Below are 17,028 nucleotides of genomic sequence, written 5' to 3' on the forward strand. Positions count from 1 at the left end.
TTGTTAACTCGCTTAAGCTTATATTTCAAAGCATAGAATGTACCACTTTAAAATAACCTTAAACTGAACGACTTTATTGATATATAATCAAAAATTGAGCAAAAACAAAAATACGATATATATAATGGTTATTATAACTACGCTTATATTCTCCCTTAATTGGGCATGCTGTTTAAAAGGAGCATTCAATGGCTTTTGATTATGGATCGATTGATCTTGGACTAAAAAACCCCTTCAAACTTGAAGGTAAAGTAACAGCTGTAAGAGGACTCATTGAGTCTATAGCGGGTATCAGTTTACTTGTTATTGCTGCGGGCTCAGTAAAAGAAGATACAACCGCTGGATGGATTTTAATGGTGTTTGGCATGCTTATTTTAGCATTCGGCATTCGCTCACTTTCAAGTGGTATTTATGCAACTCTTAAATATTTTGTAGGCAGAAACCACCCTACTTCACTTGCTTATAACTACAGCAAATCACAAGCATCAACCGCCCAAGAAGAACAAAAAGAAGTAGCCTACACCGCGCAATCACTCGAAGAAATGCTGGTTGGTCGTAAAAACAGTACGTTTAAAGAGCCTAATGGTTTTTTATCACGTTTACTTCACAGCTTAATCCCTAAGTTATTATTCCTACCTTATCCTATTCGTAATGTTGCTCAGCGCTTATTTGGCTCATGGGTAAGTACCCTTGTTGCACTTATTGCTTATGGCCTTGTGGCATTTGTATCTTTATCGGGTTTTACCGGTGAAGCAGGCGAATTAGCATTTCCTGTTTATAGTGCCATATTAATGTTCTACGTGCTTTTTTCGTGGCGCTCTACGGGTAAACCTATTTCTAGAAACGCTGAAAAAAATATTGAAGCACTTGGTACCGGTGCACTCGCTAAAATTATTTCTTTATCTTTTATTCTACCAATCGCTATTGGCCTTTCTATGTCATGGCTGATGAAAGAACAACACATTAGCAAACAAGAAATAGATAGCTGGATTGAGCAACTACCTAGTCTTCATGCTGGCATGTACTTAATTGCGATTATTGTATTAGCCACTCTAAGCTGCGCAATTGCTTTTATTATGATTAAAGCGCGTTTAAATGCAGTTACCCCTTCTGCTGAAGTATCAGAACTACGTGAAAACTGGCAAGAGTCTGTTCATCCAGACGAAATTTTTATAAACCTAGACAATCTAGTAATGGCTAACCGTCGTTATAAAGAAGTACCTAACAGAGTTTATCGCGAATTAGATCCTAAGCTTCAAGAACAAATTGAAGGTAAAGGCGGTTTTAAAGGTGAAATGATCCAAGAGATTCAACCTAAACTGCACTCAATAGACTTAGGTAAAAACTTTACGCTAGCAAGGTTACTTGCTTTAGTAAGTGGTAACTTGCTTTATATTATAGCCTTAGCGTTTACTGTGTTTTTAGCGTATTCGTTTATTAATATTTATCATTACGTTGACGCTGCAAATATTAGTAGCTTTAAACAAGCATTTAATAACCAACATGTTATTCAATTTAGTGAGCTATTAATGACAAGCTTTCACTTATTGCTAATAGGTATACTTATTAAAGCATTTGCGCAATTGCTTACAAATACAGCTCATCTATTTTTTGCTGAAATGCAGTTTGAATCACTACTAGTGTACTTTAAATGCGAAGGCACATTTACTGAGTCTAAAATATCAACAGGTACTGGTATTCACGATAGTACTCGCTCAGAAAATACGTTAGTACGCAGTAGCATAACGCCTTGGATTATTGTTTCTCGTGTTATTTCTACTACGTTTGCAGCAACAGGTATGAAAAATCTTGAACATCCTCGCCATATTATGGAAATGCATAAAGACGAAGGACAATTACAAGCAATCAAAAAAGACGTTATCGCGTTCTTGAAAGACCGTGAATCTATCGCCTCAATCACCAGTGAGCGTGATTTAGGTAATGCGTCACAAATACATCAATTAAATCAGCAAACGCGTGCTATACCTACTCAGCAAGCGATAGCTAAAGATGACGAAGAAGCTGCAGGGTATTTAAGACAAGAAGAAAACTTATCTCCCGAGCCAAAGGGTTAATTAACTTAAACTCTGGATTATTAGTATTAATGCCACCTTGTAAATTAGGTGGCATTTTTTTATCCTTTATTAACCTCTATTCAATACCTTTTAACTTTACTACCTCTTTTATACTCAACAACATGATTAATATTGGATTAGTCCACAAAGCCCTTGCTTTATGTGCCAAAACACAAATAATGAAGTATTAATCACAGGGTAAGAATGAGGACAATGAGCTATATACTAACCACCCAATGTGCTGACGACGTAGGCTTAATAGCTAAAATCACAGGGCTTTGTCATAAAAACAATTTAAATATTACGCGTAACAACGAGTTTGTAGATAAAGACGCACAGCGATTTTTTATGCGCACAGAGCTTACAGGCGAGCCACAAAGCGACTTTTTAGATCAACTACGCGCACTGTTGCCACAAGGCGCTAAACTTGCCCTACATTGCGGTGCAAAAACTAAAGTAGTTTTACTTGCAACTAAAGAAGCCCATTGTTTAGGTGGTATGTTGCTAAAGCAATTTGAACAAACTCTTAATATTGAAGTATTAGCCGTTATTGCTAACTACGCTGATTTAGAGCCTTTAGCAAAAGGGTTTGATGTGCCGTTTCATGTTGTATCGCACGAAGGACTAACTCGTAGCGAGCACGATCAAAAAGTAGGTGATTTAATTGCCAGCTACAACCCTGATATTATTGGTCTTGCCAAATACATGCGTATTTTAAGCCCTGAATTTGTGGGTCGCTTCGAAGGCAAAATAATTAATATTCATCATTCATTTTTACCCGCATTTATTGGTGCTAAACCTTATCATCAAGCATTTGAGCGCGGCGTAAAAATCATTGGTGCTACCGCTCACTTTGTGAACAACGAGCTTGATGAAGGCCCTATTATTTTGCAGGATGTAACAAGCGTTACACATGCTAATACCGCCGAAATGATGGCTAAAGTGGGTAAAGATGTAGAGAAAACAGTGTTTTGTAAAGCACTCCAACTTGCATCAGAGCATAAGTTATTTATTAATGGTAATAAAACTGTAGTGTTTTCTTAGCATTGTACCAATTCGCTTAATTAAGTAGTTTATTTTGAGGTAATAAAACAGTGTTGATAACAAGGTATGCATTTTGTTATTAACCTGAATTCTAATTGATTATTCTACACATAAAAATATGCCAGCATTGTTGCTGGCATTTTTTTGCTCATAAATAAGCAAGTGACTTTTTAAATGTAAATTATGCCTGCTCTATTGGCTCGAGTTTTAATTTAGCGGCAATTAAAACAGCTTGGGTACGATTGTACACGCCGAGTTTTCTAAATATGGCTGTAATGTGTGCTTTTACTGTTGCTTCTGATATGTGCAGTTCATAAGCAATTTGCTTATTAAGTAAACCTTCGTGCAGATATTGCAGCACTCGGTATTGTTGAGGTGTTAATGAGGCAACTTGCGCTGCTATTTCTCGGTCTTCACCTTCAATTTCAGCTACTTTGTTTTTTAACTCTTTTGGTAGCCATGTATCGCCTTCAAGTATTTGGTTAATTGCACTGGCAATATCATCAGACGATGACGATTTAGGAATAAAACCCATAGCGCCGTAACCCATTACTTTAGAAACTATATTAGCGTCTTCACTACCCGAAACAACGGCAATAGGTAAGCTTGGGTATTCTTCTCTAATACGAATAAGACCATATAAATCACCATTACCTGGCATGTGAAGGTCTAGCAGTAATATATCAAGATCCTCTTGCTCGCTTAACACTTGCAGTGTGCTGTCAAAATCGGATGATTCAAAAACCTCTAAACCTTCAAATTTTGCGCTCAATGCGCCCTTTAGTGCTTCACGAAATAACGGATGGTCGTCCGCTATTAAAAACTGACTCATGGTTCACTCCTAATAAATTCGGCTGCCAGTTAGGTATAAAACCCTTACTGACAGCCGATATACTACGTTTAGAATCAACTTGTAATCAAGTTTTTAACGCACATTTAACGATTTAATCTGTTCTCGATTAGTTCATCGACTACAGATGGATCTGCAAGCGTTGACGTATCACCGAGTTGTTGGTGCTCATTTGCAGCGATTTTACGTAAAATACGACGCATAATCTTGCCTGAGCGCGTTTTTGGTAAACCTGGAGACCATTGAATCATATCTGGTGATGCTATTGGGCTAAGCTCTTTACGAACCCAGTTACGTACCTCTTTGGTTAACTCATCGCTTACTGTTACACCTTCGTTAGGCGTGATATAAACATAAATACCTTGGCCTTTAATATCATGCGGGTAACCCACTACTGCTGCTTCTGCTACTGCTTCGTGCGCAACTAACGCACTTTCAATTTCGGCAGTACCTAAGCGATGGCCTGATACGTTAAGTACATCGTCCACACGTCCTGTGATCCAGTAATAACCGTCTTCATCACGACGACAACCATCACCTGTAAAGTAAACACCTGGGTAAGCGCTAAAATAAGTTTGTTCAAAACGTTCATGGTCGCCATAAACAGTTCGCGCTTGTGATGGCCAGCTATCTAAAATAACTAAATTACCGTCCACAGCACCTTCAAGGTTATTCCCCTCAGCATCAAATAATGCTGGCGCAATACCAAAAAATGGATGGGTCGCAGAGCCAGGCTTTGTATCAGTTGCACCCGGTAGAGGCGTAATCATTATGCCACCGGTTTCTGTTTGCCACCACGTATCAACAATCGGACAATTAGATTTACCAATACTCTCGTAATACCACGTCCATGCTTCTGGATTTATTGGCTCACCAACCGAGCCTAAAATACGTAAACTATCGCGATTTGACGAAGCTGTTGGCTCATCACCTTTCGCCATTAGCGCACGAATTGCTGTAGGCGCAGTATATAAAATAGTTACACCGTGTTTATCAACAATTTCGCCCATACGTCCTGCAGTTGGATAAGTTGGTACACCTTCAAATAATACTTGTGTACAACCGTTTACTAATGGCCCGTATGCAATGTAACTGTGGCCTGTGATCCAACCTACATCGGCACTACACCAATACACATCGTCTTCTTTTAAATCAAATACGTATTCATGTGTCATTGATGAGTAAACTAAGTAGCCACCAGTAGTATGCACAACACCCTTCGGCTGACCTGTTGAACCTGACGTATATAAAATAAACAATGGATCTTCAGCGTTCATTGGCTCTGGTTCACACTTTGCTGGTAAATCAGCAACTAGGTCATGCCACCATATATCGTGCTCATTCCAATCAACTTCACCGCCGGTTAATTGGTGCACAATAACATGCTCAATTGAGGTTACAGTTTCTTGCGCTACCGCTTCATCTACATTTGCTTTTAATGGAACACAATTACCTGCTCTGCGCCCTTCATCCGAAGTAATAACAATTTTGGCACCCGAATCTCGAATACGATCTGCAATCGCAGAAGGTGAAAAGCCACCAAATACAACCGAATGAATAGCACCAATACGTGCACAAGCCTGCATTGCATAAACAGCTTGAGGCGTCATAGGCATATAAATCGCTACACGATCACCTTTTTGAACACCTAGCTTTTTTAAACCATTGGCAAACTTGGCTACTTCATCATGCAATTGTTGATAAGTAATATTCTCACTTTGAGATGGGCTGTCACCTTCCCAAATAAGCGCAGTTTTGTCTGCTTTGGTTTTTAAGTGACGATCGATACAATTGTACGAAGCATTAAGGTAGCCATCCTCATACCATTTAATATTTATATGGCCTTTGTCGAATGATGTGTTTTTAACTTTTGTATAAGGGGTAGACCAATCAAGACGTTTGCCATGCTCACGCCAAAAACTTTCTGGGTCATCAATAGATTGCTTGTAAAGCGTATTATATTTATTTTTATCTACAAGAGTCGCATCTTTAATATGCGCAGGAACTGGATAGATACTTTGTGACATCTTAGTCTCCATTTAAATTACTTGCCTTAAGCTTTTATCAAGGATTACTCAGCAGTGCTACATTAAGTATTAGACCTTAGTTGTACACCCCTTCAATTTCCTCATTTGTAGTTTATAATCCTTCTGCTTTCAATTTTTTTACATAAATAATACAACGCGTTAAATGTAAGTAAATACAAACTAATCTGCTCTCAAACCTTAGTCTTATAGACCAATAGGTAATTGAGTAAATATTGCACATATTCAACAGTGTTCTCGTACTCTAATAAAGATATTTTGTTGTACTTACTAAAATGCTTTATTTAACGAATGAAAATAGAAAGTGAATTGAAAGCCAAATTAACAACCCTTTTTATTCGTAAGTAATACTCGTAGCAAGTAATACAAATATCTATGAAAAAAAAGTAATAAATAACAAGTAGCCTATAAAGGACACCACAATGAAATTTACCCCATTAAAAACATTGGCAGCAAGCGCTGTACTATGTGCACTATCAAGTACTTCATACGCGGCAACTGCTGCAAAAATTGGTGATACCGAATTTACTTACGGTGGATACATTAAACTCGACTCTATGTGGAGTGATTATTCAGCGGGTGCGCCTGCAGGCTCAAACGTAGGTCGTGACTTTTACGTACCAAGTACGCTAACAGTTGGCGACGATAACAGCTCAGATGCTGTGTTTGATATGCATGCTCGCGAGTCACGCTTTAACTTTGGCACAGCCACTGTTATGGATAACGGTAAGACCGTTAACACTAAAATTGAGATTGATTTTTTAGCCTCAGCTGCTGGCGGCAATGAACGTGTATCAAACTCTTATGCTCCACGTATTCGCCATGCGTTTGTGACATACGACGGTTGGTTATTTGGTCAAACATGGTCTAACTTTCAAAACGTGGGTGCCCTTGCTGAAACGCTTGATTTTGTAGGCCCAGCTGAAGGCACTATATTTGTTCGCCAATCGCAAATTAAATATACCACTGGCGCATGGTCTTTCTCATTAGAAAACCCAGAAAGTACAATTTCTACTACTAGCGGTATGGTAGTAACTGATGATGCATCATTGCCTGACTTTACAGCCCGTTATACACACAAAGCTGATTGGGGTAACATTGTTGTTGCAGCGCTTGCTCGCCAACTAACTTATAAAGTAGGCAGTGTTGATGCAGATGAAACATCTTTTGGTATTAGTGCGTCGGGTAAAATAAACCTTGGTGAAGACAACCTTAAATTTATGCTTACTCAAGGTAAAGGCTTAGGCCGTTACGTAGGCTTAAACGTTGCTCACGGCGCAGTACTTAATGGCGATGAACTAGATGCCATTGATTCGACTTCTGGTTTTGTTGCTTACCAGCACAAGTGGACAAGCCAATGGCGTTCAACATTCTTATACTCTTTCTTCTCTGCTGATAACAACACTGATTTATTAGCTATTTCTGGTGATCCGACTGAATCAAGCCAAAGCTATAGCGCTAACATTTTATATTCCCCTGTTAAACGCCTAACATTTGGAGCTGAGCTAAAACATGCTGAGCGTGAAACTGAAAGTGGCGTAGATGGCGATTTAGATCGTTTACAATTCTCTGTTAAATACTCTTTTTAATAACTAAAAAGCTAACTACTTTAAATAAGCGGCCTAGGCCGCTTTTTTTATAATTCAATTTAAGTTAAAAAAAACAACCATATTTTTATAAGTCATATCGCTTACCCTAATCATAATATTATTTACAGACTAAGTAGTTTTCCCTAAAACAGCGTAAACGCGTTTACAAATGATAATAGTTTTTGTTTGAGTTTGTTAATTCTAAATAGTAGAATGTCCCAATTATTTAAATAATCTCAAATAATATTAAATATTAATTAAGGGAAAACATGAAACTCAATCGCACTTTTGCACTTTCTTCATTAGTTTTAGCTATGGGTTTTTCAGCTCAAGCGCAAGAAACACCAACTAAGAATACAGTTGAAAATAACAATGAACAAATGGAAGAAATATTAATAGTAGGTGTACGCCAAGATCGAGTTAGCCAAGGTGCTACCGGTTTAACTATGGAGCTTAACGAAACACCACAATCTATTAGTGTAATTGGCGCAGAGCAACTTCAAAACTTTGCAGCAAATAGTATTAATGACGCATTGAAAATGGCTACGGGTATTACTGTAGAACAAGGTGAAACTAACCGCACACGATACACGTCTCGTGGTTTTGATATTAAAAGCACTCAAGTTGATGGTGTTGGTCTACCTAATAACTGGGGCCTTGTTACTGGCGCTATGGAAAGCTACGGTTATGAAAAAATAGAAGTTATTCGTGGTGCTAATGGGCAATTAACAGGCGTTGGTAATGCAGCTGGTACTATTAATTATGTTCGAAAACGCCCAACAAATGAGAATGAAGGTGAAGTAGGTATTTCTGTAGGTACTTATGGTTTAAAGCGCTTACAAGCTGATTATTCATTTTTATTAACAGATTCTGGTAGCTGGGCTGCACGTGTTGTTGGGGCTGCAGAAAGCTCTGATTCATACCTTGATGGTTTAGAAAACGATCGTACTTACTTCTCTGCTGTAGTTGATGGACAACTTACTGGTAATTCAACACTTTCATTTGGTGCTTCACATCAAGATGCGAATACAGATGGAACCATGTGGGGAGGATTACCACTTTCATATGCCGATGGCACACAAGCGCAGTGGGATGTAAGTACAAGCACAACCCAAGAGTGGACTAAATGGGATACTCTTAATACCACAGCTTTTATTGAATATACTTATGTATTCGATAATAACTGGGAAATTAAAACAACTTATAATTACCAAGACTCAGAAGATCAAAGTAAATTACTTTACCTTTATGACGCTTATGGAATGTTTGATAGTGAAACTAATTTAGGTTTAGTCAGTATTCCTGGACGATATGATACAGAATTCTCAGCTGATTTATTTGATATAACAGCTAAAGGTGAGTACAGCTTGTTTGGTCAAGAGCATGAGTTAATGCTTGGTGGTAGTATTTCACAAAGTACATCTTACTCTTTTACTAACTCTTACGATGCAGCAACAACTGAAGCTTATGGTTTAGCGCCTGCTTTTCCATACGCATTAGATGCGATTGCTGAACCTATTTGGGGTGAACGAACTAAGTATGCTGATATTGATGTTACTTTAAAGCGTTTTTTTGGTTCTACTAAATTAAACCTAACAAGTGACTTATTTGTTATTGCGGGCTTTAACGCTATCGATTATGAGCGCACAGGCTTTAGCCAAGGCGTTGATATAGATAATGATGAAAGTGAGGTAAGCCCTTACCTTGCAACAACGTATGCAATTAATGATGATGTTAATGTATATGTAAGCTATTCCGATATTTATCAGCCACAAGAGCAATACGATTACGATGGTAACTTCTTAGATCCAAGTAAAGGTGTTAATTACGAAGTTGGAGTGAAAACTCAATGGTTTGATGATCAACTACTTGCAACCTTTGCCGTATTTAGTGCAAAACAAGACAATATTGCAACTTATGCAGGGCTAAACGCAGCTGGATTTAATTACTATAAAGGAGCTGATCAAGATACCCAAGGCTTTGAATTAGAATTAACCGGAAATATAACTGATGATCTAAATGCTGTATTTGCATATACATACTTAGATATAAATGATGACGCAGGCGATAGTTCTCATGAATGGGAACCTGAAAATGTTGTTAATTTTTCATTAGATTATACGCTGCCTCAACTACCTGAATTTAAATTTGGTTTAGCCGGTAAATGGCAATCAAAAACAGAAAATATAGCCAGTAATGTTAAGCAGGATTCTTATTTACTTATGAACGTATTTGCTCGATGGGATGCTAGCGAAGACTTATCAATTCAAGCTAACATTGATAACATCACAGATGAAAAACATATTACTAGCTTAGCCAATGTTGGTTTTTATGGCTCTCCTATTAGCGGAAAAGTTAGCTTAACTTATCGCTTTTAAAATTCTATTTTAATTAGGTCGCATTCTTTAACTCTTCTCCTGATTAAAATGTATAGCGTATGATCGTTCTGCTCTTCATTTAGTATAGTAATTACTAGTGCAGTGCCTACTCATGCGCGATGTAACCGCATGTTTTTTATAGATTAAATTAAAAAACGACACATTTTTAATGTGTCGTTTTTATTTTATCTACTTTAAGTTTTTAACAACAAAAAAGCGCTAATCATTACTGATTAGCGCTTTTTAATGCTCGGGTCAAATCAAGCTTAAAAACTCATTTTAGGCTGTTAAAGGTCAGCGTCATCGCCTAACTTATCTTCACCATCTTCTGGTTCAATAGTTGCTTTTAGTAAAAGCATTTCGCGTAACTTGCCTTCAATCTCATCTGCAATTTCTGGGTTTTCTTTCAAAAACTTAATTGAGTTAGATTTACCTTGGCCAACTTTGTTGCCACAGTAGCTATACCAAGCACCTGCTTTTTCAACAATTTTGTGCTTAACACCTAAGTCAATTAACTCGCCTTGCTTAGAAATACCTTCACCATACATGATGATAAATTCAGCTTGTTTAAACGGCGGCGCAACTTTATTTTTAACAATTTTAACGCGTGTTTCGTTACCAACAACTTCATCGCCTTCTTTAACAGAACCAATACGACGAATATCAATACGAACAGATGCATAAAACTTAAGTGCATTACCACCTGTTGTTGTTTCTGGGTTACCAAACATAACACCAATTTTCATACGGATTTGGTTAATGAAAATACATAACGTGTTAGAGCGTTTAATGTTACCAGTAAGCTTACGTAATGCTTGTGACATTAAACGTGCTTGTAAGCCCATGTGCGAGTCGCCCATGTCGCCTTCAATTTCAGCTTTTGGTGTAAGTGCAGCAACCGAGTCAATAATAACAACGTCTACCGCGCTTGAGCGCACTAACATGTCACAAATTTCTAATGCTTGCTCACCGGTATCTGGTTGCGATACAAAAAGCTCATCAATGTTAACACCAAGCTTTTGTGCATAAACTGGATCTAGAGCATGCTCAGCATCAATAAAGGCACATGTTTTGCCTTCTTTTTGCGCTTCAGCGATAACTTGTAAAGTAAGCGTTGTTTTACCAGATGACTCAGGTCCGTATACTTCAACAATACGTCCCATAGGTAAACCACCTATGCCTAAAGCAATATCAATACCTAATGAGCCTGTAGATACAGATTCAATGTTTAACGCTTTGTTATCACCCAATTTCATAATTGAGCCTTTACCAAATTGACGTTCAATTTGTGATAGTGCAGCGTCCAACGCTTTTTGTTTGTTATCGTTCATTTTATTCTCCAAATCCAGCTAATGGAATCAAGTATACTGTATGAAATCACAGTATCAAGCTAATTTTTTTATTTTATCTCATCTATTACACTTTTCAATGCAAATACAATAGCTTGCAGTCTAACTTGAGCCCTATCGCCAGAGAATACTTGTTTAAAGGTCAGTACTTTGTCATTAATTTGTATGCCAAACCACACAAGTCCCACGGGTTTACCTTCTGTTGCCCCGCCAGGTCCTGCAATACCCGATACAGCTATAGATATATTTGCATTTGTTGCCTTTATTGCACCTAGTGCCATTTCACGTACTGTCTGCTCGCTCACAGCACCAAATTGCGCTAATGTACTGGCACTTACATTTAGTAAGTCTTGCTTTGCTTGGTTGCTATAAGTCACAAATGCGCGGTCAATATAAGCAGAGCTTCCGGGCGTATCTGTAAGGGCATAACTCACTCCGCCACCAGTACATGACTCAGCACTAGTGATCCATAAGCATTTATCCGTTAAAATAGCGCCTAATTGCGCAGCAAGTGTTTTAATCTCTTGATGTAATTCCATATTCAGCCTTTGGGTAAATACATGTCGTTTGATCTTTATGCACCACACACTATAAAACAACAAACCCCTATGATGCAGCAGTATCTAAAAATAAAATCAGAGCATCGCGATATTTTATTGTTTTATCGTATGGGCGATTTTTACGAACTCTTTTTTGATGACGCTAAACGCGCCGCTCAATTACTCGATATTTCGCAAACTCATCGCGGTAAAGCCGGTGGCGATCCTATCCCTATGGCGGGCGTACCTTATCATGCAGTAGAAAACTACCTAGCACGCCTAGTACAAATGGGTGAATCAGTCGCTATTTGTGAACAAGTGGGTGACCCTGCAACCAGTAAAGGCCCTGTCGATCGTAAAGTTGTTCGTATAGTTACACCTGGTACAATTTCTGATGAAGCGCTTTTACAAGAACGACAAGACAACCTCCTTACTAGCGTTTGGCAAAGTAAAAAAGGTCTGTACGGTATCGCGTACCTTGATATTAACTCTGGTCGCTTTAACGTTGTAGAGGTTAACACCGACGAAGCCTTTAGCTCAACTATTCAGCGCTTAGCTCCGGCAGAACTTCTGTATAGCGAAAGCTTTGAAAACTTTCATTTAATTGAGCATATAAAAGGTGCCCGCCGCCGCCCAGAGTGGGAGTTCGACTTAGATACGGCCGAGCACTTATTATGCGATCAGTTTGGTACTAAAGATTTAGTTGGTTTTGGTGTTGATAAAGCCCACAGCGCGCTTGTTGCTGCCGGTTGTTTAATGCAATACGTAAAAGATACACAACGTATTGCACTGCCACATATTCGTGCAATTACACTTGAGCACAACGAACACGCTGTTATTTTAGATGCCGCTACTCGTAAAAACTTAGAACTTACCGTTAATTTATCAGGTGGGTTTGAAAATACACTTGCCCAGGTACTTGATAAAACAGCAACACCTATGGGCTCTCGTTTACTTAAGCGCCGTATTCATACACCTGTACGTAATAAAGACGAGCTAAATTCACGCTTAAATGCAATTAGCGCTATTTTAGATGTACAACTGTGCGGTGAATTACACGAATCATTAAAAGAGATTGGTGATGTAGAGCGTGTTATTGCACGCCTAGCTTTATGCACAGCTCGCCCGCGCGATTTAACTCGTCTTCGCAGCGCATTACAAGCACTTGCGCCACTACACACTTTGCTAGGTGATGCTAACGATCCTCGTATAGCGGGTATTATCAAGCACTCGCCTGAGCTCCCTGATTTACAAGAGTTATTAGAACGTGCAGTGATAGAAAACCCACCGGTACTTATTCGTGACGGTGGCGTTATTGCCCCAGGTTACAACAGCGAACTAGATGAGTGGCGTAACTTAAGTAAAGGTGCAACCGACGTACTTGATCAACTAGAGTTACGTGAACGCGAACGCACGGGTATTAGTACGCTTAAAATTGGCTATAACCGCGTACATGGCTTTTTTATTGAAGTAAGCCGCGCCAATGCCCACTTAGTGCCAGCCGACTACATTCGTCGCCAAACGCTCAAAAATAACGAACGCTATATTATTCCTGAGCTTAAAGAGCACGAAGATAAAGTACTTGGTAGCCAATCAAAAGCCTTAGCGCTTGAAAAGCAACTATACGAAGAGCTGTTCAGATTTATCGCTCCACATATTGAACAGCTGCAAATGATGGCAGCAGCACTGGCCGATTTAGACGTATTAAATAACTTGGCCGAACGTGCACTTTCACTCAATTATGCAAAACCAGAACTGTGTGATAACGACAATATAAGCATTAAGCAAGGTCGTCACCCTGTTGTTGAACAAGTGATGAAAGAACCATTTATTGCCAACCCTGTTGAATTAAACAGCCAACGTAAAATGTTGATTATTACAGGTCCAAACATGGGCGGTAAATCAACCTATATGCGCCAAACAGCACTTATTGTATTAATGGCTCACATTGGCAGTTACGTACCTGCAGACAGCGCTAAAATTGGCAATATCGATCGCATATTTACACGTATTGGTGCAAGCGATGATTTAGCATCAGGTCGCTCGACCTTCATGGTAGAAATGACCGAAACAGCCACTATTTTAAATAACGCGACAGCGCAGTCTTTAGTATTAATGGATGAAATTGGTCGCGGTACAAGTACCTATGATGGTCTCTCGCTTGCGTATGCAACAGCCGATCATTTAGCATCAAAAATATCTGCTAAAACATTGTTTGCTACGCACTACTTTGAATTAACAGAACTTGCTGAGCAAACCACGGGCCTTGTAAATGTGCATCTTGATGCAATAGAGCATAACGATACAATCGCCTTTATGCATACAGTACTTGATGGCGCAGCAAGCAAAAGCTTTGGTTTACAGGTAGCTGCTCTTGCGGGTGTGCCAAAAGCTGTTATTGCACAAGCAAAGCAAAAACTTAAGTTACTTGAAAATCATCAAAGCGTTACTGCACCAAATACTGAGCAACAAGCATTTACTTTTAATAACGAAATTGCACAAAGTACACCTTCTGAAGTGGAAGAGCAGTTAAGCGCAATTGACCCTGATAATTTATCGCCACGCCAAGCGCACGATTTGTTATATAAACTAAAAGCATTGTTGTAATTTATATCATCTAATTTACAAGCATAAAAAAGCCGAAGAATAAATTCTTCGGCTTTTTAACACACATAGTCTCTTATACTATTTAACTAGTTACGAAAACTGATTAAACAAGCTATCTGTACTTAAACCTTCTTGTTGCAAAATGTCTTTTAAGCGACGTAATGCTTCTACCTGGATTTGTCTTACACGCTCACGTGTTAAGCCTATTTCACGACCTACATCTTCAAGTGTAGATGGCTCGTAGCCAAGTAATCCAAATCGACGTGCTAACACTTCGCGTTGTTTAGGGTTCAATTCACCTAACCAATCTACAATGTGTTTATTAATATCATTATTTTGTACTTCGCCTTCAGGGCCTGCACTTTTTTCATCTGGGATGATATCAAGCAGTACACTGTCGTTTTCACCACCAATCGGCATATCAACCGATGCTATTCTCTCGTTTAAACGTAGCATTTTAGTTACGTCTTCAACGGGTCTGTCTAGGCAAGCTGCAATTTCGTCAGCTGTTGGTTCATGGTCAAGTTTTTGAGTTAATTCACGCGCTGTACGTAAGTAAACATTAAGCTCTTTAACAACATGTATTGGTAGGCGGATGGTGCGAGTTTGATTCATAATGGCACGTTCAATTGTTTGACGTATCCACCATGTAGCGTAAGTAGAAAATCTAAAGCCACGTTCAGGGTCAAATTTTTCAACAGCGCGAATTAAGCCTAAGTTACCTTCTTCAATTAAATCGAGTAGAGCAAGGCCACGGTTATTGTAACGGCGTGCTATTTTAACAACTAAACGTAAGTTACTTTCAATCATACGTTTGCGTGAGGCTTCACAACCTCGAAGTGATTTGCGAGAAAAAAACACTTCTTCTTCTGCGCTAAGCAAAGGAGAAAAACCAATTTCGCCTAAATAAAGTTGGGTTGCATCAAGATTTTTAGTTACTTCTTCTTTTGCAAAGATTTCATCGTCTTCTACTTTATCTAGTAAAGTTGTGCTTTCATCAGCAGCGATGTCATCGAATTTTTCGTCAGTCGTAGTGTGTTTGTCAAGTTTTGCTGCGCTAGCCATAAGCCTTCTCCCGAGCAATTATCAATACCTGAAAATTAGGGTAGGTATTTAGCAGGATTGACAGCTTGCCCTCGGTAGCGAATTTCAAAACGAAGCGCGGTGACCGGAGATTCTGAATTACCAATTTCTGCTATTTTTTGTCCTGCCTTAACCTTCTGCTTTTCTTTAACAAGTAATTTCGAGTTATGTGCATAAGCACTTAGGTAATCATCGTTATGTTTCAATATGATTAAACTACCGTAACCTCGTAGAGCGTTACCCGCGTATACCACTGTTCCTTGTGCCGCAGCTAAGACTGAAGCCCCTTTGCGATTAGTAATCTGTAAACCTTTATAACCGTTTTCCTTATTAGAAAAGCGTTTGGTAATTTTGCCCTTTGCAGGCCAAAACCACTTAACTTTACTGCTCGACAAACGTTTAGTATTACTAACTTTGTTACTGGCTTGTTTCTGAACATACTCTCGTTGTTTTGGGGGATCAAGCTCTTTCTTTAATATTATGTTATTTTTTTGTGTTTTTTTTGTAGACTTTTTACTCGAATTCGTATATTTTTCGTCCCTTTTTATTTTTTTAGGCTTAGGGATTAAGGAGATATTTTGTCCAGGAAAAATAGTGTAAGGTGATGGAATTGAATTGTTTTTTGCAAGTAATCTAACATCTTGCCCAGCACTAAAGGCGATAGAGTAAAGGGTATCTCCTCTTTGTACTTTATAGTTGCTTCCATTAATGTTAATAGTATGACCTAAATCGTTAACATTATTATTTAGACTGCTAACAGGCGCAGGAACATGGCGAGAAGAGCAACCAGAAAGAAAAACACCAATAAATATAGTCACATACAGTAAAAACTGTTTATTCATTGTATTTTTCTCCCAAATTAGACAATTGATATTTTTAACGCTTAACGCAATAAAAAGTACGCTAGCGCAATTAATACCACTAATCCCCAACCAAGTATTTCAATATATTGACGTAATTTTGCTTCCATTTTAGCCCCGCCCCACTTCATTAAGGCTGAAACTAAAAAGAATCGCGCACCACGTCCAATCGCCGATGCGAGTAAAAATGGCAAAAATGCCATTTGTAAAACACCTGCGCCAATGGTAAATACTTTATATGGTATAGGCGAAAAACCAGCTAAAAACACAACCCAAACACCGTAATCTTTAAACCAATTTAATGCGATATCAAACTTTTCTTGCCAGTGCATTTGTGCAATCAATGGCTCAACAACGGGTTCAAATAGCCAAAACCCAAGCAAGTAACCAACTACTCCACCAACAACCGATGCTATTGTGGCAAAACTTGCAAAACGCCATGCTTTTTTGGGTTGCGCAAGCGACATAGGTGCAAGCATTACATCGGGCGGTATTGGAAAAAAAACTGACTCTGCAAAGCTCATTGCAGCTAAATAACATTCCGCATGGCGGTGCTTTGCCCACACTAGGGCCATATCGTATAACTTGGTAAACAACTTCAAAATGAAT

At 38.7% G+C, this 17,028-nt stretch carries 12 protein-coding genes; 5 read left to right on the top strand and 7 right to left on the bottom strand.

Annotated elements, in window-relative coordinates:
• Window positions 1–188: 188 nt before the first annotated feature.
• Both GQR45_RS16425 and purU read left to right on the top strand, forming a co-directional pair.
• Complete coding sequence (locus GQR45_RS16425) at window positions 189–2,075, top strand: hypothetical protein (protein WP_165726511.1); 1,887 nt, start codon at window positions 189–191, stop codon at window positions 2,073–2,075.
• A 213-nt stretch (window positions 2,076–2,288) separates the two neighbouring features.
• Entirely contained in the window at window positions 2,289–3,119 is an 831-nt protein-coding gene (purU, locus tag GQR45_RS16430; protein WP_165726512.1) for a formyltetrahydrofolate deformylase, read from the top strand.
• 181 nt (window positions 3,120–3,300) lie between these two features.
• Here purU and GQR45_RS16435 read toward each other — a convergent pair whose 3' ends face one another.
• Together GQR45_RS16435 and acs are read right to left on the bottom strand one after the other, a co-directional pair.
• Window positions 3,301–3,951, bottom strand: coding sequence for a response regulator transcription factor (locus GQR45_RS16435; RefSeq protein WP_007584799.1), 651 nt, complete (start codon window positions 3,949–3,951; stop codon window positions 3,301–3,303).
• Window positions 3,952–4,055: 104 nt separating this feature from the next.
• Window positions 4,056–5,996: an acetate--CoA ligase gene (acs, locus tag GQR45_RS16440; protein WP_010554448.1), complete on the bottom strand. Its 1,941-nt coding sequence runs from the start codon at window positions 5,994–5,996 to the stop codon at window positions 4,056–4,058.
• 440 nt (window positions 5,997–6,436) lie between these two features.
• Between acs and GQR45_RS16445 the strand changes: the two genes are divergently transcribed.
• Window positions 6,437–7,603 carry a DcaP family trimeric outer membrane transporter gene (locus GQR45_RS16445; RefSeq protein WP_165726513.1) on the top strand — a complete coding sequence of 389 codons (1,167 nt, stop codon included), beginning with the start codon at window positions 6,437–6,439 and terminating at the stop codon, window positions 7,601–7,603.
• A gap of 269 nt (window positions 7,604–7,872) precedes the next feature.
• Complete coding sequence (locus GQR45_RS16450) at window positions 7,873–9,981, top strand: TonB-dependent siderophore receptor (protein ID WP_165726514.1); 2,109 nt, start codon at window positions 7,873–7,875, stop codon at window positions 9,979–9,981.
• 287 nt (window positions 9,982–10,268) lie between these two features.
• On the opposite strand, the gene recA is transcribed toward GQR45_RS16450, so the two are convergent.
• On the bottom strand, window positions 10,269–11,312 hold the full coding sequence (recA, locus tag GQR45_RS16455; RefSeq protein WP_007584792.1) for a recombinase RecA: 1,044 nt from the start codon (window positions 11,310–11,312) through the stop codon (window positions 10,269–10,271).
• 68 nt (window positions 11,313–11,380) lie between these two features.
• Complete coding sequence (locus GQR45_RS16460) at window positions 11,381–11,869, bottom strand: nicotinamide-nucleotide amidohydrolase family protein (protein ID WP_010554445.1); 489 nt, start codon at window positions 11,867–11,869, stop codon at window positions 11,381–11,383.
• Between the two features lie 21 nt (window positions 11,870–11,890).
• Here GQR45_RS16460 and mutS point away from each other — a divergent pair, with 21 nt between their 5' ends.
• Complete coding sequence (gene mutS / locus GQR45_RS16465; RefSeq protein WP_165726515.1) at window positions 11,891–14,476, top strand: DNA mismatch repair protein MutS; 2,586 nt, start codon at window positions 11,891–11,893, stop codon at window positions 14,474–14,476.
• 90 nt (window positions 14,477–14,566) lie between these two features.
• On the opposite strand, the gene rpoS is transcribed toward mutS, so the two are convergent.
• The 3 genes from rpoS to GQR45_RS16480 are packed head-to-tail and all read right to left on the bottom strand — an operon-like array spanning window position 14,567 to window position 17,021.
• Window positions 14,567–15,541, bottom strand: coding sequence for an RNA polymerase sigma factor RpoS (gene rpoS, locus GQR45_RS16470; RefSeq protein ID WP_007584786.1), 975 nt, complete (start codon window positions 15,539–15,541; stop codon window positions 14,567–14,569).
• Between the two features lie 35 nt (window positions 15,542–15,576).
• Window positions 15,577–16,401, bottom strand: coding sequence for a peptidoglycan DD-metalloendopeptidase family protein (locus tag GQR45_RS16475; protein WP_165726516.1), 825 nt, complete (start codon window positions 16,399–16,401; stop codon window positions 15,577–15,579).
• A 41-nt stretch (window positions 16,402–16,442) separates the two neighbouring features.
• Entirely contained in the window at window positions 16,443–17,021 is a 579-nt protein-coding gene (locus GQR45_RS16480; RefSeq protein WP_165726517.1) for a YqaA family protein, read from the bottom strand.
• Window positions 17,022–17,028 lie beyond the last annotated feature (7 nt).

Source organism: Pseudoalteromonas sp. SA25 (assembly GCF_011378705.1).
Taxonomy (GTDB): Bacteria; Pseudomonadota; Gammaproteobacteria; order Enterobacterales; family Alteromonadaceae; genus Pseudoalteromonas; species Pseudoalteromonas arctica.